The following is an 18,830-nucleotide window of genomic DNA, read 5'->3' on the forward strand; positions in this document are numbered from 1 at the left end:
CCCCCCCCCCCCCCCCCCCCCCGCCCCCCCCCCCCCCCCCCCCCCCCCCCCCCCCCCCCCCCCCCCCCCCCCCCCCCCCCCCCCCCCCCCCCCCCCCCCCCCCCCCCCCCCGCCCGGGGTACCGGGCCCTGGTGGCCGCGGTGCTGGCGGCGATCCTGCTGGGGCTGCTGGCGGGTGTGCTGACCGGCAGCTGGGTGGTCGACGTCGACGAGGCGGTCTACCGCTGGGGGCCGGGGGGACGCTGGCCCGCCCTGCGCCCGGTCGCCGACTGGTGGGTGCTGCTGGGCCAGCGGGCGGTCTGCCTGGGCCTGGTCGTCCCCTGGCTGGCGCTGCGCGCCTGGCGGGAGCGGGACACCGGTCCGCTCGTGGCACTGGCCGTGGCGACCCTGCTCACCAACCTCGGCGTCGGGGGCATGAAGTACCTCGTCGGCCGGCTCGGCCCGCTGCAGCTGGGCGGTGCCGCGGGGCAGGACGGCGCTGGTCACGCCTTCGCGCTGGGCGGGTCGATCTTCCCGTCGGGGCACGCGGCCAACGCGGTCGTGACGGCGGGCGTCCTGGTGATGACGGCGCGCAGGCACCGTCGGCTCGGTGCCGCCCTGGCCGCACCCCTGGCGGCCGGCGTCGGGCTCACCACGATCCATCTGGGCACCCACTGGTCCTCGGACGTCCTCGCCGGCTGGTGCGCCGGCGGGCTGGTGCTGCTCGCCGTCGCGCCCGCCGTCCGGGCGTCGACGCAGGTGGCCGGACGGCTGACCGCCCGGCACGGTCCCCGTCGGCGGCCCACCGCGGGCGCCGGACCGTCACCGCGTGCCGGCCAGGAGGCCGGGGAGGCGGCCCTCTCCCGCGCGGTGCCCGGTCCGGCGCAGGTGCGCTATACCCTCGTGCGGCCGGGCCCGCCACTCGGCAGCGGACGTCCAACCAGCGGCGGCCGCCGACGGAAGGGGCCCACCCACCATGAGCGAGGCGTCGCGGGACCTGCACCAGGCCCTGGCCGGGATCGAGCTCGCCGGCCGTGAGCTGCCCGACGTGCTCGACCAGGTGGTGCGCATCGCCCGCCGGGCCATCCCCGGTACCGACGCCGCCTCCATCACGCTGATCCGGGACGAGCGCGCCTTCACCGCGGCGTTCGACGGTCAGCTCGCGATGGCCGCCGACGAGCTGCAGTACCGGCGCGGTCACGGCCCCTGCCTGGACGCCGGCCGGGCCGGCGAGGTGTTCGTCGTCGACGACATGCGGTCCGAGGAGCGCTGGCCGGACTACGCGGCGCACGTCGCCGAGCTCGGGATCCGCAGCTCCTTGTCGGTCCCGCTGCCCTACCAGGGCACCGCGATCGGCGCCCTCAACAACTACGCCACCCGGTCCGGGGCGTTCTCGATGACCGACGTGACGCTGGGTGAGGAGGTCGCGGCCTTCGTGGCGATCGCGGTGGGCAACGCCGACGCGACCAGCCGGGCGGTGGAGGACGCGGCGAACATGCGCCGGGCGATGGTCTCCCGCGCGGTCATCGAGCAGGCCAAGGGCATCCTCATGGAGCGGCACAAGATCACCGCCGACCAGGCGTTCACCCTGCTCACCCACGCCTCGCAGCGGCGCAACGTGAAGCTGCGCGACGTCGCCGACGAACTGGTGGCCACCGGCGAGCTCCGCGGGGGCTGACCCCGGTCCGGCTGGCGCGGCTGTCACCAGGGTGGTCAGGATGCGGCGGTGAGCAGCGACCCGGTCGTCGTCGGCGCCGACCTGGGCACCAGCGGCCTGAAGGTCGCCGCCCTCGACGCGGCGGGCGACGTCGTGGCCGAGAGCGAGGTCGGCTACGCCGTCGACCGGCCGGAGCCGGGCTGGGCGCAGACCGAGGTCGCCGTGTGGCGCCGGGCCCTGGACGACGCGCTCATCGCCCTGGGCGGCCGGCTGGCGGGCCGCCCGGTGGCCGCGCTGGGGTTCGCCGGCCAGATGCACGGCGCGGTGCTGGTCGACGACGCCGGCCGCCCCCTCGCGCCGGCCCTGCTGTGGCCCGACCAGCGCGCGACCGCGGAGCTGTCCCGGTGGCGCGCGCTCCCCGATGCCGACCGGGCGGCGCTGGCCAACCCGCTCGCGCCCGGCATGACCGGCCCGCTGCTGGCCTGGCTCACCGGCACCCGGCCCGGGCTGCTGGACCGGGCCGCGGCCGCCCTGTTGCCCAAGGACGCGCTGCGCGCCGCACTGCTGCCCGGCACCGACCCCGCGGTCACCGACCGGACCGACGCCTCGGCCACCCTGCTGTGGGACGTCCCGGGGGAGCGATGGTCGGCCGCCGCGGTGGCGGCCGCCGGCCTGCCGGACCAGGTGCTGCCCGTCGTCCGTCCCGGCTCCCAGGTGCTCGGGACGGCGTCCCTGCCTGTCGGTGAGGTGCCGGTCGTCGTCGGCGGCGCCGACACCCCGTTGGCGTTGCTGGCCGCGGGCAGCCACGGCGGTGTCCAGGTGAACCTCGGGTCCGGGGCGCAGGTGCTGCGTCCGGGGGTGACGCCCCGGCCCGTGGTCGACCCGGTGGTGCACTGCTTCGCCGACGCGGACGGCGGCTGGTACGCGATGGCGGCGCTGCAGAACGCCGGCACGGCCTTGTCGTGGGTGCGGGAGGTGCTGGGCCTGGACTGGGCGGGGCTGGTGAGCAGCCTGGACGCGGCGGCGCCGGGGGCCGGCGGCGTGGTCTTCACCCCGTTCCTGACCGGTGAGCGGGGCGGGGTGGCCGGCCCGGCGGCGCGAGGTGGCTGGACCGGGCTGTCGGCCGACACGACCCGGGCCGACCTGGCCCGCGCCGCGCTCGAAGGGGTGCTGTTCGCCGTCGGAGCCGCCTTGGACCTGCTCGACGCACCGCCGGACGACCGCCAACCGGTCGTGCTCACCGGCGGCGGCGCCCGGGATGCCGGGCTCCAGCAGTTGCTCGCCGACGTGCTGGCCCGGCCCGTGCAGCACGTGCAGGTGCGCAGCGCGTCGGCCGAGGGCGCCGCGGTGCTCGCCGGGCGCGGCGTCGGGCTGGAGCTGACCCCGCGGCGGGTGCGCGGGCCGGTGGTGGGACCACGGGCGGTGCCGCAGCTGCGGGCCGCGCGGGAACGGTGGACCGCCGCGGTCGGCTGACCCCGGCCGCGCAGGAGTGGAACCGGTCGGTCCGGGGCACCGTTGAGCCGGAGTGAGGAGCCGGTCCCCGGCTCCTCGGCGACGAGAGGGGACGACGCGCGATGGCGTCGATCATGAACAAGGTCATGCAGTTCGCGAACAGCCCGAAGGGCAAGCAGGTGATCCGCCAGGCGACGGAGAAGGCCCAGCAGTTGGCGAGCGACCCCAAGAACAAGGCCCGGATCGACGACGTGCGCCGCCGGATCCAGGGCGGCTCCGGCGGCTCCGGCGGCTCCGGCGGCTCCGGGGGCACCGGCCCGGCCCACTGACCGGTCCGCGTCCCCTGACGGCGCTCGGCCCCTCAGCGGGGGGCGAGCGCCGTCAGCACGTCGGCGTGCAGCACGCCGTTGCTGGCGACCGCGCTGCCACCCGCCGGCCCTGGGGCGCCGTCGAGGTCGCTGAAGCTGCCCCCGGCCTCCCGCACGATGACATCGAGCGCGGCCAGGTCCCACAGCGACACCTCGGGCTCGCAGGCCACGTCGACGGCGCCCTCGGCGACCATCATGTAGCTCCAGAAGTCCCCGTAGGCGCGGGTGCGCCACACCGAGCGGGTCAGGTCCAGGAACGGGTCCAGGCGACCCTGCTCCTCCCAGCCGGAGAGGCTGGAGTAGGACAGGCTGGCGTCGGCCAGGCTGGCGACCTGCGAGACGGTGCAGCGGGTCGCGTTCTCCAGCCGTCGCCCGGTCCAGGTGCCGACCCCGGCGGCCGCCCACCACCGCCGGTTGAGCGCCGGCGCCGAGACCAGCCCGACGACCGGCACGTCGCCCTCGAGCAGCGCGATCAGCGTCGCCCACACGGGGACGCCGCGGACGAAGTTCTTGGTGCCGTCGATGGGGTCGATCACCCAGCGCCGGTCACCCCGGCCGGTGCTGCCGAACTCCTCGCCGATGACCGCGTCCCGGGTCCGCGCCCGGGACAGGGTGATGCGCAGCTGCTCCTCGACCGCCCGGTCCGCGTCGGTGACCGGGGTCAGGTCCGGCTTGGTCTCCACCTTCAGGTCCTGCGCCCGGAACCGGTCGAGGCTGAGCGCGTCGGCCTGGTCGGCGAGGACGTGCGCCAGGCGCATGTCCTCGGTGAAGCCGCGCATCCCGGGTGTCATGGGATCCGAACCTACTGGTCCCGGCCCGGACAGGCCGGGACCAGTGGCGGATCGACCGTGGCCCCCTTGCCGGGTCCCGCCGCGAGCTCGCGAGTGGCGGGGGGGCGAGGGGGTCCTCCATCAGTCGTTGAAGACGGCCTTGCTGACGGCGGCCGGGGTGTCGTACTCGCCGTCGTCGATGCCCTTCAGCGCATCGAGCACCTCGCCGGTGCCGCCGTTGGACTCCGCGTGCTTGACCACGTCCTCCTTCGTCGCCGGGTAGTCCATGCCGCCGAGGGCCTTCTGGATGTCGATCGGGCTCACCATGCCGTCGGCCTACCCCGGACGCTGCCTGCCGATGCCTGCGCGGCGTCCCGGTTACGGTCGGGGGATGGAGGCGCGGACGATCGTCGGGCTGCTGGCCGATCCGGTCCGGCTGCGCGTGGTGGCCGGCCTGGCGCTCGGCGCCGGCACGATCGAGCAGGTGGCCGAGGCCACCGGCCTCTCCCTGCAGGAGGTGGCGCTGGCCGCCCGCCGGCTGGCCCGCGGCGGCCTGGTGGGCCGCGACGGTCACCGGCTCACGCTGCACGAGGAGCTCTTCGGCAGCGCCGCGCGGGCCGCCGCCGAACGGGAGCCGGCTCCCGAGCCGCTGTCGGCGGACCCCGCGGAGGACGCGGTGCTCCGGGCGTTCGTCCGCGACGGCCGGCTGGTCGCCGTCCCCGCGCAGCAGAGCAAGCGGCGGGTGGTGCTGGCGCACCTGGTGCACGTCTTCGAGGCCGGCGTGCGCTACCCGGAGCGTGAGGTGAACGCCCTCCTGGCAGCCTGGCACCCCGACGTGGCAGCGCTCCGCCGTTACCTGGTCGACGAGGGGCTGCTGTCCCGCGACGCGGCCGGGGTCTACTGGCGCAGCGGTGGTTACGTGCACGGCGTCGACGACTGAACGGGGGAGCAGGGTGCAACGGCAGGTCTTCGCCTTCTCCGGGGTGCTCGCGCCCCGGCCGGGTGAGCGCGGCAACCAGCCGCTCATCGAGCACGTGCTCCGCCTGGGGCGGGGACGGCGGACCGCCGAGGGGCCGGTGCGGGTCTGCTACGTCCCGACGGCGGTCGGCGACGACCCGACGGCGGTCTCGGTCTACGACCGGGTCTTCGGCAGCCGGGGCGACGTCACCCTCAGCACGCTGCGGCTGTTCCCCCGGCCGAGCGTGCCGGACGTGCGCCAGCACCTGCTCACCCAGGACGTCGTGTTGGTCGAGGGCGGCAGCCTGGTCAACCTGTTGGCGGTCTGGCGCGCCCACGACCTGCCCGCGGTGCTGCGGGCGTGCTGGGAGGCCGGCGTGGTGCTGGCCGGCACCGGGGCCGGCAGCCAGTGCTGGCACGTGGGCGGTCCCACCGACGGGTTCGGTGACCGGCTGGCCCCGCTGACGGGGGCGCTGGGCCTGCTCCCGTTCAGCAACAACGTGCACGACGACGCCGCGGAGCATCCCCGCCGGGAGGCCTACCGCCGGTCGGTGGCCGGGGGCGAGCTGCCCGGTGGCTACGCGACCGAGGACGGCGTCGGCCTGCACTACATCGGCGCCGCCCTGGCCGAGGCGGTCACCGTGCGCCCGGGGGCGCAGGCGTGGCACGTCCGCTCCGACGGCGCCGGCGGCTGGGCCGAGCGCGCGCTCCCCACCCGCCTGATCTAGCGCCCCGCTGCAGGCGACCGCCGCGAGCGTGCGAGCGGTGGGGGGCGGTGGGGTTCCTTCTTCAGTGCCCGGGGCCGAGCTGGCCGACGGCGGCGATCAACCGGCGGAAGCTGCCCAGCCGCTCGGCGCGGGCGGGTGGGCCGTCGGCGGCCCAGGCGTCCAGTGCGCACTCCGGGTCGGCGGCGCTGTGCCCGCAGCCGGGTGGGCAGTCGACGGCGGCCTCGGCGAGGTCGTCGAAGGCCGCGAGCACGTCCTGCGCGGTGACGTGCGCCAGCCCCAGCGACCGGATGCCCGGGGTGTCGATCACGGTGCCACCGCCGGGGAGGTCCAGCAGCACCGCCGAGGACGACGTGTGCCGGCCCTTGCCGATCTTGCTGACGTCGCCGGTGGCCCGGAAGGCGTCCGGCACCAGCCGGTTGACCAGGGTCGACTTGCCGACCCCGGACTGGCCGACCAGCACGCTCATCCGCCCGGTCAGCCGCTCGAGCAGCTCCTCCAGCGACGCCTCACGCGACATCGGCACCGCCTCGACCTCCAGGCCGGCGTACCGGTCCAGCAGCGGCTGCGGGCTGGCCAGGTCGGTCTTGGTCAGGCAGAGCAGCGGCGCGAGCCCGCCGGCGTAGGCGGCCACCAGGCAGCGGTCCAGGAAGCCCAGCGCCGGGTCGGGGTCGGTCACCGAGGTGACGACGACCAGCAGCTCGGCGTTGGCCACCACGATCCGCTCGGTGGGGTCGGTGTCGTCGGCGGTGCGGCGCAGCGACGTCGTCCGGTCCTCGATGACCACGATCCGGGCCAGGGTGTCCGTCCGGCCGGAGGTGTCCCCGACGATCCGCACCCGGTCGCCGACGACCACGCCGTGCTTGCCCAGCTCCCGGGCGCGCATCGCGGTGACCTCGACCGGTGCGCCGTCCGGGCCCTCGATCCGGACCTGCATCCGGCCGCGGTCGACGGCGATCACCATCCCCGGGACCGCGTCCTCGTGTGCCGGCCGGGTGCGGGTGCGCGGGCGGGAGCCGTGCCGGGTCGGCCGGACGCGGACGTCGTCCTCGTCGGACCGCTTGTCCATCCGGCGGCTCAACGGCCCACCTCCGCAGGCTGGTCCAGCAGTGCGGCCCACCGGTCCAGGTAGTCGGGCAGCGTCTTGCTGACCGCGCCCGGGTCGGTGACCCGGACCCCCTCGACGGCCAGCCCCAGCACCGCGGCCGCGTGCACCATGCGGTGGTCGGCGTAGGAGTCCAGCTGCGCCGCCCGCCCGGGGCCCGGGGTGATCACCAGGCCGTCGGGCAGCTGCTCGACCCGGGCGCCGACCGCGGTCAGCACCTCGTCCAGGGCCTGCAGCCGGTCGGTCTCGTGCCCCCGCAGGTGCGCGATGCCGGTCAGCCGGGACGGCCCGTCGGCCAGCGCGCAGAGCGCCGCCAGCACCGGGGTCAGCTCGCCGACGCCGCCGAGGTCGGCCTCCAGCGGCGCGATCCGGCTGCCCCCGGTGACCTGGAGCCCGGCCGGCGTGGTCGCGACGTCGGCGCCCATCGCGGTCAGCAGCCGGTCCAGCTGCGCGCCGGGCTGTGTGGTGTCGGCGGGCCAGTCGCGCACGGTCACCCGCCCGCCGGTGACCAGCGCCGCGGCGAGGAACGGGGCGGCGTTGGACAGGTCCGGCTCCACCACCCGGTCCAGCGCGGTGATCGGACCGGGGGAGACCCGCCAGCCGCGTTCGGTGCGCGTGACGTCGACGCCGTGCTCGGCCAGCGTGCGCACGGTCATCTCCACGTGCGGCATCGAGGGCAGGGAGCCGGCGACGGCGAGGTCGACGCCCTGGGTGTACCGGGCGGCGGCCAGCAGCAGCCCGGAGACGACCTGGCTGGACTCGCTGGCGTCGACGGTCACCGCGCCGCCGCGGACCGCGCCGGTGCCGTGCACGGTGAACGGGGCCCGGCCCCGGCCGTCGTCGTCGATCTGCACGCCGAGGTCGCGCAGCCCGGCGATCAGCCCGGAGTTGGGGCGCTCCCGCAACCGCGGGTCGCCGTCCAGGCGCACCGGCCCGGTGGCCAGCGCGGCGACCGGTGGCAGGAAGCGCAGCACGGTGCCGGCCAGCCCGGCGTCGACCTCGACCGGGCCGCGCAGCTCGCCGGGGGTGACCAGCCAGTCGTCCCCGTCCGGCTCGACCCGGGTGCCCAGCGCGCGCAGCCCGGCGGCCATCAGGTCGGTGTCCCGGGCCCGCAGCGGGCGGACCAGCCGGCTGGGCCCGTCGGCCAGCGCGGCCAGCACCAGCGCGCGGGCGGTGAGCGACTTCGACCCGGGCAGCGCGACCACCGCGTCGACGGGGGCGGTGCGGTGCGGCGTCGTCCAGACCTCGGCCATGCCGTCCATCCTGCCCTGTCCACCGGAACCGGTGGTCCGGCCACCGGTCGGATCAGCTGCCCAGCAGCTCGGCGAGCACGGACGCGACCCGGCGGGTGCGGGTGGCGTCGGTCCTCGCCCCCTCGACCGCGAGCGCGTGGCGGCGGCGGCCGCTGGGGGAGAGGGCATCGAAGCGCTGCTGCGCCACGGGTTCCGCCGCCAGCGCCTCGGCCAGCGCGGCGGGGACCTCGACGGTCCGCGGCGCGGTGTCCAGGGCGACCTCCACCGACACCTCGTCGCCGGCGCCCACTCCGGCCGCGGCCCGGTTCTCCGCGCTCAGCGGCAGCATCGGCCGGCCACCCGTCGAACCGACCGTCGTCCGCCAGGTGTGCCCGCCCACGGTGACCGTGAGCGGCGGCCGGCGGCCGGCCCCGAGGGACTCCAGCACCTGCTCGGGCACCGGGATGCCGGTGGCGGCCTTCCCGCCGAGCTCGACCGTCGAGGTGAACCTCATGGCGCCAGAGGATGGCAGTCCGGGGCGGTGCCGCACCAGCAGCACCGCCCCGGACCGAGGGATCAGCCGGCGGCGGCGTCCACCGTCTCGGGCTTCGGCACGCCGACGGTGCGCACCAGCCGCTGGTTGGCGAACTCGAACATGCCCAGCTCGGAGAGCTCCCGGCCGTAACCGGAGCGCTTCACCCCGCCGAAGGGCAGTTCCGGGGAGGTGCCCGACGGCGAGTTGATCCAGACCATCCCCGACTCGACCCGGTCGGCGACCGCGCGGGCCCGCTCGACGTCACCCGAGAAGACCGAGGCGCTGAGCCCGAACTCGGTGTCGTTGGCCAGCCGGACCGCCTCGTCCTCGCTGGACACCCGGTACACCACCGCGGCGGGGCCGAACAGCTCCTCGCGGTAGGCGCGCATCTCCGGCGTGACGTCGGCCAGCAGGGCCGCGTTGACGAAGGCGCCCTCCCGCTCCGGCCGGCCACCACCGACCAGCACCGTGGCGCCCTTGTCGATGGCGTCCTGCACCTGGGCGGTGTAGTCCTGCGCGGCCCGCTCGGAGGACAGCGGCCCCAGCGTGGTCGCCGGGTCGGCCGGGTCGCCGGGCTGCAGGGCGGAGAAGGCGTCGGTCAGGCCGGCGACGAACTCCTCGTAGACGTCGTCCATCACGATGAACCGCTTGGCGGCGATGCACGCCTGCCCGGTGTTGAGCGTGCGCGACATCGTGGCCGCCTGCACCGTCTTCGACACGTCCGGCGCGTCGAGCACGATGAACGGGTCGCTGCCGCCGAGCTCGAGCACCGACTTCTTCAGGTGCTTGCCGGCCAGTGCGGCGACGCTGCTGCCGGCGCGGGAGCTGCCGGTCAGCGTCACGCCCTGCACGTGCGGGTGGGCGATCACCTGCTCGACGTCGGAGATCCGCAGGAACAGGTTGGTGTAGACGCCCTCGGGGACACCGGCGTCGTGGAGGAGCTGCTCGAGGGCGAGCGCGGTCTGCGGGTTGTTCTCCGCGTGCTTGAGCAGCACCACGTTCCCCAGGATCAGGTTCGGGGCCACCACCCGGGCGACCTGGTACAGCGGGAAGTTCCACGGCTCGATCGCCAGCAGGACGCCGACCGGCTCGTTGACGACGACCGCCTCGCCCTCCATCACGTCGATCGGCTTGGGCTCCAGGAAGCCCGGGCCCTTCTCCGCGTACCAGTCGAAGATCATCGAGACGAACATCGCCTCGCCGGTCGCCTCCTGGATGCGCTTGCCCATCTCCTTGGTGATCAGCGCGCCGAGCTCGGCGCTCCGTTCGCGCATCAGCTCGGCGGCGCGACCGACGATGGCGGCGCGCTCGGCGACCGGGCGGCGGCGCCACTCGGCGAAGGCGGCATGCGCCCGCTCGACGACACCGTCGACCTCCGCGGTCTCCAGGAACGGGAACTCCTGCTCGGTGCGTCCGGTGGCCGGGTCGATCGTCGCGTACGGGCGGTCGCCGGCGTCGCTGGCGGTCTTGGGGTGCTCGGTGGGCGGAGCCTGGGTCGTCACGTCGTCGTGCCTCCATCGCGCTGGGTCGGCTCTGTGCCCCTCCGTCCTACCTCCGTCGGGCCGGGCTCACACGGGTGGGGGCGCCGGACGGAAGACGCACCTCGACACCGGCACCTAGGCTCGTTGCTGGTCGTCGGTGCACCCGGTGACGGGGAGGAGCCCTCATGTGTGGTCGGTACGCGGCCAGCCGCCGTCCCGAGGACCTGGTGGTCGAGTTCGAGGCGGTCGCCGCCGAGGGGCAGCCCGCGCTGCCGGCGGACCACAACGTCGCGCCGACCAAGGACGTGTACGTCGTCCGGCACAAGAAGGAGCGGGACGCCGAGGGGGCGCTCACCGGCGGCGGTCACCGGGAGCTGCGGGTGGTCCGCTGGGGGCTGGTGCCCTCCTGGGCCAAGGACGTCGCGATCGGCAACCGGATGCTCAACGCGCGGGTGGAGTCGCTGACCGAGAAGCCGGCGTTCCGCGCCGCCGCGGCGAGCCGCCGCTGCCTGGTGCCCGCCGACGGTTGGTACGAGTGGGCCCCGCGCACCGACCGGCCCGGCAAGCAGCCGTACTTCGTCACCCCCGAGGACGGCGCGGGGCTGGCCTTCGCAGGCCTGTGGGAGGTGTGGGGCCGCGGTGACGACCGGCTCTACACCTGCACGGTGGTGACCGCACCGGCGGTCGGTGCGCTGGCCGAGGTGCACCCCCGGATGCCGCTGGTGCTGCCGCGCGAGCGGTGGGCGCGCTGGCTGGACCCGGCGGTGCAGGACGTCACCGAGGTGGCCGCCCCCACCCCGCCGGAGCTCGTCGAGGGGCTGGAGATCCGGCCGGTGGGCCCGGCCGTGGGCAACGTGGCGCACAACGGCCCGCAGCTGACCGCCCGGGTCGAGTCGGTCAGCGAGCCGGCCGACCAGCCTGCCCTCTTCTGACCGACCGCCTTCCCCTGACTGCTTTCCCCCTGACCGCCTTCCCCCTGACCGACGCCGCCGAGGAGCCCCGCTGAGCGCCGACCCGTCCGCCCCGCCCGCCGCCGACCGGAGCCCGGAGTCCGCGGAGGACCCGGGGTCCTCACGCGCCCTGACCGGCTGGGTCGCCGCCGCGGTCACGTTCCTCTCCTCCGGCGCGGTGCTCGTGCTCGAGGTCGTCGGGCTGCGGCTGATCGCGCCCTACGTGGGCATCACGCTGCAGACCAGCACCGCGGTGATCGGCTTCGCGCTGGCCGCGATCGCCGTGGGGGCCTGGGCCGGTGGTGCCGCCGCGGACCGGACCGACCCGCGCCGGCTGATCGCGCCGCTGATGGTGGCCGGCGGCGGGCTGATCGTGGCGGTGCTGCCGCTGGTCCGCTTCGCCGGTGACCTGCTCACCGGCGCGGCGGCGGGCAACGTGCTGCTGCTGGCCGCGGTCGCCGTCGTGGTGCCGGCGGCGCTGCTGTCCGCCGTCCCGCCGATGGTCGTGGCGCTGCAGCTGGGCAGCCTGTCGCAGACCGGCTCGGTGGTCGGGCAGCTGTCCGGCATCGGCACCCTCGGCGGGATCGTGGCCACCTTCGCCACCGGCTTCCTGCTGGTCGCCGTGCTGCCCAGCAGCGTCATCCTGGTCGGCACCGGCCTGGTCGTGGTGGCCGCCGGGCTCGCCCTGGCGGTGCTGCTGCGCCGCAGCGGGCCGGCCGGCTCCGGGCGGCTGCCGGTCGGGCTGCTCGTGCTGGCCCTCGCGGCGCCCCTGCTCGCCGCGGTCGCGCCCACCCCGTGCGAGCGGGAGACCGCCTACCACTGCGCCCGGGTCACCACCGACCCCGAGCGGCCCACCGGGCGGGTGCTGCAGCTGGACACGCTGCGGCACTCCTACGTGGACCTCACCGATCCCACCTACCTGGAGTTCGAGTACGTGCAGGCGATCGCGTCGGTGACCGACGCGATGGCGCCGGCGGGGGAGCCGCTGTCGGCGCTGCACGTGGGCGGAGGGGGCCTGACGTTGCCCCGCTACCTGGCCGAGGTCCGGCCGGGCACGGTCAGCCGGGTCCTGGAGGTCGACCCGGGGGTGGTCGCCATCGACGAGGAGGAGCTCGGGCTGGAGCAGACGGGGGACCTGCAGGTGCGGGTCGGGGACGGCCGGGTCGGCTTGGGGGAGGAGCCGGCCGGGGAGCGCGACCTCGTGGTGGGCGATGCCTTCGGTGGGCTCTCGGTGCCCTGGCAGCTGACCACCGTCGAGGCGCTGCGCCTGGTCGACGACGCCCTGGCCGAGGACGGCGTCTACGCGGTCAACCTCATCGACCACCCGCCGCTGGGGTTCGTCCGCGCGGAGCTGGCCACCCTGCGGGAGGTGTTCGACCACGTCGCGCTGCTGGCCCGGGCCCCGGTGCTGGCCGGGGGGGACGGCGGCAACGTGGTCGCGGTCGCCTCGCAGCAGCCGCTGCCGGTCGAGGGCATCGCCGCCGCGCTGGACGACCGGCAGCTGGCCTGGCAGGTGGCGACGGGGGAGGAGCTGGACGAGTTCGTCGGTGACGCCGGCGTGCTGACCGACGACTTCGCGCCGGTCGACCAGCTGCTCACCCCCTACCCGACCACCGCCCGCTGACCGGTCAGCGGGCGATCGGCGCGGTGCGCGCGCGGGTGAGCCGCACCAGCTCACCGGGGGCCAGCTCCACCTGCAGGCCCCGCCGGCCGGCGCTCACCAGCACGGTGTCGAACTCCACCGCGGAGGCGTCGACCACCGTGGGGAGCGCCTTGCGCTGGCCGAGCGGGCTGATCCCCCCGCGCACGTACCCGGTGGCGCGCTCGGCGTCGGCGGGGTCGGCCATCGCGGCCTTCCGCCCGCCCGCGGCCGCGGCCAGCGCCTTGAGGTCCAGCTGCCCGCTCACCGGGACGACGGCGACGGTCAGCGCGCCGTCGACCCGGGTGACCAGGGTCTTGAACACCCGGGCCGGGTCGGCGCCGAGCGCGGCCACCGCCACCTCGCCGTAGCCGTGCCCGCCGGCGCCGTCGGCCGGGTCGTACTCGTGCAGGTCGAAGGATGCCTTCGCCCGCTCCAGGGCCCGCACCGCCGGGGTCGCCGCCACGGCCGGTGAGCCTAGAGCGCCCGGGTGCGCGGCACGACCGCGTTCGGTTCACCCCCGGACGAGGGAATCCCGCCCGGGGGCGCGCGGTTGGACCGGCCGTGAGCAGCACAGCCCCGGGCGCGGCGGCGCGGATCGCGCGCAACGCCGCCCCGTCCCGTCGTCCCCCCGGCCGCCCGGACCGGTCCCGGCTAGGATCGTCTGACGTGGTGCCCCGTTCCCGGGTACCGCAGAGAGGACGGTCGGTGCCCGAGGAGCCCACGGTCGAGAACCCCGTCGTCGAGGCGGATGCGGTTGCCGCGCAGCCGGGCCAGCGCGAAGAGACGCCGGAGGCCCGCGCCGACGGCAGTCGGAGCGAGCTCGCGGAGTCGCGCGCGCAGCGCGACGCCCGGTTCGAGCGCGACGCCCTGCCCTACCTCGACCAGCTGTACCCGGCGGCCCTGCGGATGACCCGCAACCCGGCCGACGCCGAGGACCTGGTCCAGGAGACGTTCGTCAAGGCCTACTCCGCGTTCCACCAGTTCGCCGAGGGCACGAACCTCAAGGCCTGGCTGTACCGGATCCTGACCAACACCTACATCAACACCTACCGCAAGAAGCAGCGGCAGCCGCAGCAGTACCCCACCGACCAGGTGCAGGACTGGCAGCTGTACGCCGCGGAGGAGCACACCTCCAGCGGGCTGCGCTCGGCGGAGATCGAGGCGCTGGACCACCTGCCCGACTCCGACATCAAGGAGGCCCTCCAGCAGCTGCCGGAGGACTTCCGGTTGGCGGTGTACCTGGCCGACGTCGAGGGCTTCGCCTATAAGGAGATCGCCGAGATCATGGGCACGCCCATCGGCACGGTGATGTCCCGCCTGCACCGCGGTCGCCGCGGGCTGCAGAAGCTGCTGGCCGACTACGCCCGGGAGCGCGGCTTCGTCCGTGCGGGGGCCGCGGAGGAGGCGACCCGCTCATGAGCACCGATGCTCACGACGGAACGCACCTGCCCGACGACGCCCACGATGACGTGGACATCAACTCCTGCGACGACGTCCTGACGCACGTCTTCGAGTTCCTCGACCACGAGACGAACGACGCCCGGCGGGCGGTCATCGCCGAGCACCTGGAGGACTGCTCGCCCTGCCTGCGGCAGTTCGGCATCGAGCAGGAGTTCAAGGCGCTCGTGCGGCGCCGCTGCGGCGGTGACGCCCCGCCGCCCGGTCTGCGGGACCGGATCAAGGTCCAGCTGACCTCCGTCTCCTTCGAGGAGGACGGCACCCAGGTCCGGATCGAGCGGACCAGCGTGGAGACCTACACCGAGCAGCTCCCGGGGGAGCGCCCCACCGCCTGACGGCGGCGGAGCGCCCCGGCCCCCTTGCAGGGACCCACCGCGAGCTTGCGAGTGGTGGGGGGCAAGGGGGTCCTTCCTCAGGCGTTGGGGCGCTTGCCGTGGTTGGCGCCGCTCTTCTTGCGGGCGCGCCGCTTGCGTCCACGCTTGGACATCGCTGCCTCCTCACTCGGGTCGGGTCGCCGGGGGCTGCCCCGGCCGGTGATCGCCGGCCGGCGCGGTGTGCGGAGAGCACCCGGACCGGCCAAGCTGACCGGACGAGGATCTCACGTTCCGTGCCGCCGCCGTGCGGTGGTGTAGGGCCCCGGCCGGCCACCTGGCACCCTCCAGGGGCCAGGGGTGGCGACGATGCCGGCCGCAGGGTCGGGAACGGGGGACGGGGTGGCCCAGACGGCGGTGGAGAGCGTGTTGGTCGCCGGCCGCGGACCGGTGGCCTGCGCGGTGATCGCAGCCTGCGCGCGGCTGGGGGTCAAGGCGGTCGCGGTGTGCTCCGAGGCCGAGCAGGACGCCCGGCACGTCCGGATGGCCGACGAGTGGGTGCTGCTGGGCCCGGCCCCCGCGGCCGAGTCCTATCTCGACGTGCGACGCATCGTCGAGGCAGCCCGCCGGACCCGGGTGCGCGCGGTGCTCCCGGTCCCGCCCGCGCTGGCCGGCAACGCCCGGCTCGCCGCGGCGGTGGCCGAGGCCGGGCTGACCTGGGTCGGCCCGCACGCCGAGGTGCTGGAGCGGCTGGGCGGTGACGGGGTCGAGCCGGCCAGCGAGCGCGGCTTCCTCGCCTGGGTCACCCCGGACGCCTTGTGCCACGTCACCCCGGTGGTGCGCGACCGGGCCCGAGGCACCCTGCGGGTGAGCTGGACCCCGGCGGCGGGGATCGGGCCGCTCCCGGCCGCGGCCCGCCGCCTGCCCGAGCTGGGCTGGCGCGGACTGGTGACCGTCGGCATCGACCCCGACGGTGAGCTGGCCGAGGTGGCCGCCGGGTTCTCCCTGGACATGGCCGTGCTGGAGCGGTCGCACGGCGTGGACGCGGTCGAGCTCTCGCTGCGCAGCGCCGTCGACGGCGCCCCCGACGACGGCGGGACGGCCGAGGCCCGCGCGGCCGTGGCCGTCCAGCTGCGCGCGACCCTCGCCCCCGGGGTGGCCGGCCGGGTGACCGGGCGCCTCCCCGACCTGCCACCGGGCAGCGTCCAGGGCGCCGACCGGGAGGTGGTCGCCGTCAACGGCTACGACCCCGGGGACCGCCTGGACGCCTGGTACGACGCGCTGCTGGCCACGGTCAGCGTGGCGGCGCCGGACGTCGCCGCCGCGGCGCGTGCGGCCGCGGACGTGCTCACCGGGCTGCCCGACACCGGGGTCCCGCACGACGGCCCCGCCGTCTGCCAGGTGCTGGACCGGATCGCCGGCCCGCTGGTGCCCGACCGCAGCTGACCGCCGGGCGTGCTTTCATGGTCGTCCCCGCCGGTCGGTGGGGACGACGACAGAGGAGGCGCCCCGGTGGCGGTCGAGGAGATCCACGCCGAGATGGTCTCCAGTGTCTGGAAGGTCCTGGTGGCCCCCGGGACGCAGGTCGCAGCCGGGGACACGCTGGTGATCCTGGAGTCGATGAAGATGGAGATCCCGGTGCTCACCGAGCGGGCCGGTGTGGTCGAGGAGATGCACGTGGTGGAGGGCGAGGTGCTCCAGGAGGGCGACCTCATCGCCACCGTCGTCGCCTAGGCCCCGCTGCAGGTTCCCCCCGCGAGTGTGCGAGCGGTGGCGGGCGCGGGGTCCGTCAGCAGAGCTCGCGGGCGTACACCCGCAGCTCGATGCCCGGCACCGGGCTCCAGTCGCGCTCGGGCAGCCGGGAGAAGCCCAGCCGGTCGTAGAGCCGGTGCGCCGTGGTCATCTGCGGACCGGTGGCGAGCAGCATCCGTCGCTTGCCCGCCGCCCGGGCGCGGTCCAGGCAAGCCTGCACCAGCGCCTCACCCAGCCCCTGGCCGCGTACGGCGGGGTCGACCACCAGCATCCGGAACGCCGCCTCGTCGTCGGCCTCGGTGACCTGGCCGAAGTCGCCGGTGAGGACGAGGGCCACGCTGCCCACCACGAGGCCGGCGTCGTCGCGGGCGACGAGCAGATCCGACCGCCCGGCCCGGCCGGCGACGTCGGCGAGCTGCCGGGCGTACTCGGGGGAGGCGAACCCCTCCGCGGTGTACACGTCGGCGGTCAGCCGGCCGATCCGGTCGTGCTCGTCGGAGCGGGCGGGGCCGATCTCGACGGCGGCGCGGCGGGTCACCACCGCAGGGTAGGTGGACCGGCGGTCGGGGCCCCGGCCTAGGCTCCAGGTCACGATGAGCAGCCTGTCCGAACGCCTGACCCGGAGCTCGGCGTCGAGCCCGTCCCAGGTCGACCACGCCCGCCGGCTGGTCGCCGACTGGCAGCTGCTGGCCGACCTGGCCTTCGCCGACCTCACGCTGTGGGTACCGCTGCAGGACGCCGCGTGGTGGTGCGTCGCGCAGGTCCGGCCGCTGACCGCGCCGACCAGCCAGCCCGACGACCTGATCGGCACCGAGCTCAGCGGCGAGGACGCCGCCCAGCTGGTGCAGGCGCACACCGAGGGGCGCCCGGTCACCGAGGGCGAGCCCGACTGGTCGGGATCCGCTCCGCGCCGGCGTGAGGTCATCCCCGTCCGGCACGACGGCGTGGTGGTCGCCGTCCTGGCCAAGGACACCAACCTCGCGGTCACCCGGGCGCCCTCCACGCTCGAGCTGACCTACCTGGACATCGCCGCCGACCTGTCGCTGATGGTGGCCGCCGGCACCTTCCCGCCGCGGATGCTCGACGACGCGGAGATGAGCCCCCGGGTCGGCGACGGGCTGGTCCGGCTCGACGCCGCCGGCCGCGCCGTCTACGCCAGCCCCAACGCCCTGTCGGCCTACCGGCGGATGGGCGTCGTCGGCGACGTCGTCGGCGCGGACCTGGCCGAGGTGACCCGTGGCGTCTCGGCCGACCGGGTGGCCGGCGAGGCGGTGGCGGCGAGCATCGACGCGGCGGTGGCCGGCCGGTTCCCCGACCCGATGGACGTGGAGAACGACGCCGCCACGATGCTGGTGCGCGCGCTGCCGCTGCAGGCGCCCGGGGCCGAGGAGGGCGCGCTGGTGCTGGTCCGGGACGTCACCGACGTCCGCCGGCGGGACCGCGCGCTGATGACCAAGGACGCCACCATCCGGGAGATCCACCACCGGGTGAAGAACAACCTGCAGACCGTCGCGGCGCTGCTGCGGCTGCAGGCCCGCCGGATGACCGAACCGGCGGCGCGGGCGGCGTTGGAGGAGTCGGTGCGCCGGGTCGCCTCGATCGCGGTGGTGCACGAGACGCTGGCCGGCAGCCGGGAGGACGTCGTCGACGTCGACGACGTGCTCGACCAGGTGCTGCCGATGCTGGGCGACGTGACCTCGGTCGGGCCGGCGGCGCGGATCACGCGGGACGGCCGGCTCGGTGAGCTGCCGGCGGCCGCCGCGACGCCGCTGGTGATGGCGGTGACCGAGCTGCTGCACAACGCCGCCGAGCACGCCTTCGAGGACGGCTCGCCCGGCACGATCGTGCTGCACGCGCGCCGGGAGGGGGCCGACCTGGAGGTGCGGGTGCACGACGACGGCTGCGGCCTGCCCCCGGACTTCGACCCGGCGGCGAGCACCGGCCTGGGGCTGCAGATCGTGCGCACCCTGGTGACGAGCGAGCTGCACGGCACGCTGGAGATGGGGCCGCCGTCCGGTGGCGGCCCGGGCACCGAGGTCGTGCTCACCCTGCCGGGCGCCGGCCGTGCGCGCCGCTGAGCGCATGCGACAGGGGCCGCCTCGACGTGCGAAGCGGCCCCTGTCGGGTTGCTGTTGCGGCCCCCGGTGCGGGGTCCCGACGCCGGCGTGTGGGCGTCAGGGGTGGGGGCCTGGGTCAGGTCAGGCGGTGCGTACCCGGGTGCGGGCGGTGCGTCGCTTGAGGGCACGGCGCTCGTCCTCGGACAGGCCGCCCCAGACGCCGGAGTCCTGGCCGGAGGTCAGTGCCCACTCCAGGCACGACTCCACGACCGGGCAGCGACGACACACAGCCTTGGCCTGCTCGATCTGGACGACCGCAGGGCCCGTCGTCCCGATCGGGAAGAAGAGCTCCGGGTCTTCGTCCCGGCAGAGCGCGCGGTGGCGCCAGTCCATGGCTGTG

At 75.9% G+C, this 18,830-nt stretch carries 23 protein-coding genes; 13 read left to right on the top strand and 10 right to left on the bottom strand.

Features of this window, described 5'->3' with window-relative positions:
- Positions 1–131 precede the first annotated feature (131 nt).
- The 4 genes from ACI79U_RS02450 (at position 132) to ACI79U_RS02465 (ending at position 3,416) form a co-directional block, all read left to right on the top strand.
- The gene (locus ACI79U_RS02450) at positions 132–1,016 is read left to right on the top strand and encodes a phosphatase PAP2 family protein (protein WP_457067182.1); all 885 of its coding nucleotides are present in this window, start codon (positions 132–134) and stop codon (positions 1,014–1,016) included.
- The gene (locus ACI79U_RS02455; RefSeq protein WP_457067180.1) at positions 955–1,656 is read left to right on the top strand and encodes an ANTAR domain-containing protein; all 702 of its coding nucleotides are present in this window, start codon (positions 955–957) and stop codon (positions 1,654–1,656) included. The genes ACI79U_RS02450 and ACI79U_RS02455 overlap by 62 nt, the downstream gene beginning before the upstream one ends.
- A gap of 48 nt (positions 1,657–1,704) precedes the next feature.
- Positions 1,705–3,108 (top strand): FGGY family carbohydrate kinase, encoded by a 1,404-nt coding sequence (locus ACI79U_RS02460; RefSeq protein ID WP_457067178.1) that lies wholly within the window; start codon positions 1,705–1,707, stop codon positions 3,106–3,108.
- Between the two features lie 101 nt (positions 3,109–3,209).
- Positions 3,210–3,416 carry a hypothetical protein gene (locus tag ACI79U_RS02465; protein WP_457067176.1) on the top strand — a complete coding sequence of 69 codons (207 nt, stop codon included), beginning with the start codon at positions 3,210–3,212 and terminating at the stop codon, positions 3,414–3,416.
- A gap of 32 nt (positions 3,417–3,448) precedes the next feature.
- Here ACI79U_RS02465 and hisN read toward each other — a convergent pair whose 3' ends face one another.
- Together hisN and ACI79U_RS02475 are read right to left on the bottom strand one after the other, a co-directional pair.
- A complete protein-coding gene (gene hisN, locus ACI79U_RS02470; protein ID WP_457067174.1) occupies positions 3,449–4,246 on the bottom strand; it encodes a histidinol-phosphatase in 798 nt (265 codons plus the stop codon).
- A 120-nt stretch (positions 4,247–4,366) separates the two neighbouring features.
- Positions 4,367–4,552, bottom strand: a complete 186-nt coding sequence (locus tag ACI79U_RS02475) for a DUF2795 domain-containing protein (protein WP_457067172.1) — start codon at positions 4,550–4,552, stop codon at positions 4,367–4,369.
- A 64-nt stretch (positions 4,553–4,616) separates the two neighbouring features.
- Here ACI79U_RS02475 and ACI79U_RS02480 point away from each other — a divergent pair, with 64 nt between their 5' ends.
- Positions 4,617–5,165 carry a DUF2087 domain-containing protein gene (locus ACI79U_RS02480; protein WP_457067170.1) on the top strand — a complete coding sequence of 183 codons (549 nt, stop codon included), beginning with the start codon at positions 4,617–4,619 and terminating at the stop codon, positions 5,163–5,165.
- Between the two features lie 13 nt (positions 5,166–5,178).
- A complete protein-coding gene (locus ACI79U_RS02485) occupies positions 5,179–5,910 on the top strand; it encodes a Type 1 glutamine amidotransferase-like domain-containing protein (RefSeq protein WP_457067168.1) in 732 nt (243 codons plus the stop codon).
- 61 nt (positions 5,911–5,971) lie between these two features.
- On the opposite strand, the gene rsgA is transcribed toward ACI79U_RS02485, so the two are convergent.
- The 4 genes from rsgA to ACI79U_RS02505 all read right to left on the bottom strand — a co-directional run bounded on the left by rsgA (position 5,972) and on the right by ACI79U_RS02505 (position 10,281).
- Positions 5,972–6,988, bottom strand: a complete 1,017-nt coding sequence (rsgA, locus tag ACI79U_RS02490) for a ribosome small subunit-dependent GTPase A (RefSeq protein WP_457067165.1) — start codon at positions 6,986–6,988, stop codon at positions 5,972–5,974.
- On the bottom strand, positions 6,985–8,265 hold the full coding sequence (gene aroA / locus ACI79U_RS02495) for a 3-phosphoshikimate 1-carboxyvinyltransferase (RefSeq protein WP_457067163.1): 1,281 nt from the start codon (positions 8,263–8,265) through the stop codon (positions 6,985–6,987). Before aroA ends, rsgA begins: the two co-directional genes overlap by 4 nt.
- 52 nt (positions 8,266–8,317) lie before the next feature.
- Positions 8,318–8,758 (bottom strand): YdeI/OmpD-associated family protein, encoded by a 441-nt coding sequence (locus tag ACI79U_RS02500; protein ID WP_457067161.1) that lies wholly within the window; start codon positions 8,756–8,758, stop codon positions 8,318–8,320.
- 62 nt (positions 8,759–8,820) lie between these two features.
- Positions 8,821–10,281: an NAD-dependent succinate-semialdehyde dehydrogenase gene (locus tag ACI79U_RS02505; RefSeq protein WP_457067159.1), complete on the bottom strand. Its 1,461-nt coding sequence runs from the start codon at positions 10,279–10,281 to the stop codon at positions 8,821–8,823.
- Positions 10,282–10,445: 164 nt separating this feature from the next.
- Between ACI79U_RS02505 and ACI79U_RS02510 the strand changes: the two genes are divergently transcribed.
- A complete protein-coding gene (locus tag ACI79U_RS02510; RefSeq protein WP_457067157.1) occupies positions 10,446–11,192 on the top strand; it encodes an SOS response-associated peptidase in 747 nt (248 codons plus the stop codon).
- Positions 11,193–11,388: 196 nt separating this feature from the next.
- Complete coding sequence (locus tag ACI79U_RS02515) at positions 11,389–12,834, top strand: fused MFS/spermidine synthase (RefSeq protein WP_457067155.1); 1,446 nt, start codon at positions 11,389–11,391, stop codon at positions 12,832–12,834.
- Between the two features lie 4 nt (positions 12,835–12,838).
- Here the strand turns inward: ACI79U_RS02515 and ybaK are convergent, their stop codons facing one another.
- On the bottom strand, positions 12,839–13,315 hold the full coding sequence (gene ybaK / locus ACI79U_RS02520) for a Cys-tRNA(Pro) deacylase (protein WP_457067152.1): 477 nt from the start codon (positions 13,313–13,315) through the stop codon (positions 12,839–12,841).
- Positions 13,316–13,557: 242 nt separating this feature from the next.
- On the opposite strand from ybaK, the gene ACI79U_RS02525 reads away from it, so the two are divergent.
- Together ACI79U_RS02525 and rsrA are read left to right on the top strand one after the other, a co-directional pair.
- The gene (locus ACI79U_RS02525; protein ID WP_457067149.1) at positions 13,558–14,271 is read left to right on the top strand and encodes a sigma-70 family RNA polymerase sigma factor; all 714 of its coding nucleotides are present in this window, start codon (positions 13,558–13,560) and stop codon (positions 14,269–14,271) included.
- Positions 14,268–14,645 (top strand): mycothiol system anti-sigma-R factor, encoded by a 378-nt coding sequence (gene rsrA / locus ACI79U_RS02530; protein WP_457067147.1) that lies wholly within the window; start codon positions 14,268–14,270, stop codon positions 14,643–14,645. Before ACI79U_RS02525 ends, rsrA begins: the two co-directional genes overlap by 4 nt.
- A gap of 77 nt (positions 14,646–14,722) precedes the next feature.
- Here rsrA and ACI79U_RS02535 read toward each other — a convergent pair whose 3' ends face one another.
- A complete protein-coding gene (locus ACI79U_RS02535) occupies positions 14,723–14,797 on the bottom strand; it encodes a 50S ribosomal protein bL37 (protein WP_014742531.1) in 75 nt (24 codons plus the stop codon).
- A 193-nt stretch (positions 14,798–14,990) separates the two neighbouring features.
- Between ACI79U_RS02535 and ACI79U_RS02540 the strand changes: the two genes are divergently transcribed.
- On the top strand, positions 14,991–16,067 hold the full coding sequence (locus ACI79U_RS02540; protein WP_457072780.1) for a biotin carboxylase N-terminal domain-containing protein: 1,077 nt from the start codon (positions 14,991–14,993) through the stop codon (positions 16,065–16,067).
- Positions 16,068–16,133: 66 nt separating this feature from the next.
- A complete protein-coding gene (locus ACI79U_RS02545; RefSeq protein WP_457067142.1) occupies positions 16,134–16,355 on the top strand; it encodes a biotin/lipoyl-binding carrier protein in 222 nt (73 codons plus the stop codon).
- A 55-nt stretch (positions 16,356–16,410) separates the two neighbouring features.
- Here ACI79U_RS02545 and ACI79U_RS02550 read toward each other — a convergent pair whose 3' ends face one another.
- Positions 16,411–16,911 carry a GNAT family N-acetyltransferase gene (locus ACI79U_RS02550; RefSeq protein ID WP_457067139.1) on the bottom strand — a complete coding sequence of 167 codons (501 nt, stop codon included), beginning with the start codon at positions 16,909–16,911 and terminating at the stop codon, positions 16,411–16,413.
- Between the two features lie 55 nt (positions 16,912–16,966).
- On the opposite strand from ACI79U_RS02550, the gene ACI79U_RS02555 reads away from it, so the two are divergent.
- A complete protein-coding gene (locus ACI79U_RS02555) occupies positions 16,967–18,451 on the top strand; it encodes a sensor histidine kinase (protein ID WP_457067137.1) in 1,485 nt (494 codons plus the stop codon).
- Between the two features lie 120 nt (positions 18,452–18,571).
- Here the strand turns inward: ACI79U_RS02555 and ACI79U_RS02560 are convergent, their stop codons facing one another.
- Positions 18,572–18,823, bottom strand: a complete 252-nt coding sequence (locus ACI79U_RS02560; RefSeq protein WP_163612279.1) for a WhiB family transcriptional regulator — start codon at positions 18,821–18,823, stop codon at positions 18,572–18,574.
- Between the last annotated feature and the right edge of the window lie 7 nt (positions 18,824–18,830).

The organism is Modestobacter sp. SYSU DS0904, assembly GCF_054051115.1.

Excerpts from the sequence above, each read along its gene's own strand:
- ACI79U_RS02455 (WP_457067180.1), top strand. The coding sequence starts at position 955 with ATGAGCGAGGCGTCGCGGGACCTGCACCAGGCCCTGGCCGGGATCGAG.
- ACI79U_RS02465 (WP_457067176.1), top strand. The coding sequence starts at position 3,210 with ATGGCGTCGATCATGAACAAGGTCATGCAGTTCGCGAACAGCCCGAAG.
- hisN (WP_457067174.1), bottom strand. The coding sequence starts at position 4,246 with ATGACACCCGGGATGCGCGGCTTCACCGAGGACATGCGCCTGGCGCAC.
- ACI79U_RS02475 (WP_457067172.1), bottom strand. The coding sequence starts at position 4,552 with ATGGTGAGCCCGATCGACATCCAGAAGGCCCTCGGCGGCATGGACTAC.
- ACI79U_RS02480 (WP_457067170.1), top strand. The coding sequence starts at position 4,617 with ATGGAGGCGCGGACGATCGTCGGGCTGCTGGCCGATCCGGTCCGGCTG.
- aroA (WP_457067163.1), bottom strand. The coding sequence starts at position 8,265 with ATGGCCGAGGTCTGGACGACGCCGCACCGCACCGCCCCCGTCGACGCG.
- ACI79U_RS02500 (WP_457067161.1), bottom strand. The coding sequence starts at position 8,758 with ATGAGGTTCACCTCGACGGTCGAGCTCGGCGGGAAGGCCGCCACCGGC.
- ACI79U_RS02510 (WP_457067157.1), top strand. The coding sequence starts at position 10,446 with ATGTGTGGTCGGTACGCGGCCAGCCGCCGTCCCGAGGACCTGGTGGTC.
- rsrA (WP_457067147.1), top strand. The coding sequence starts at position 14,268 with ATGAGCACCGATGCTCACGACGGAACGCACCTGCCCGACGACGCCCAC.
- ACI79U_RS02540 (WP_457072780.1), top strand. The coding sequence starts at position 14,991 with ATGCCGGCCGCAGGGTCGGGAACGGGGGACGGGGTGGCCCAGACGGCG.
- ACI79U_RS02555 (WP_457067137.1), top strand. The coding sequence starts at position 16,967 with ATGAGCAGCCTGTCCGAACGCCTGACCCGGAGCTCGGCGTCGAGCCCG.
- ACI79U_RS02560 (WP_163612279.1), bottom strand. The coding sequence starts at position 18,823 with ATGGACTGGCGCCACCGCGCGCTCTGCCGGGACGAAGACCCGGAGCTC.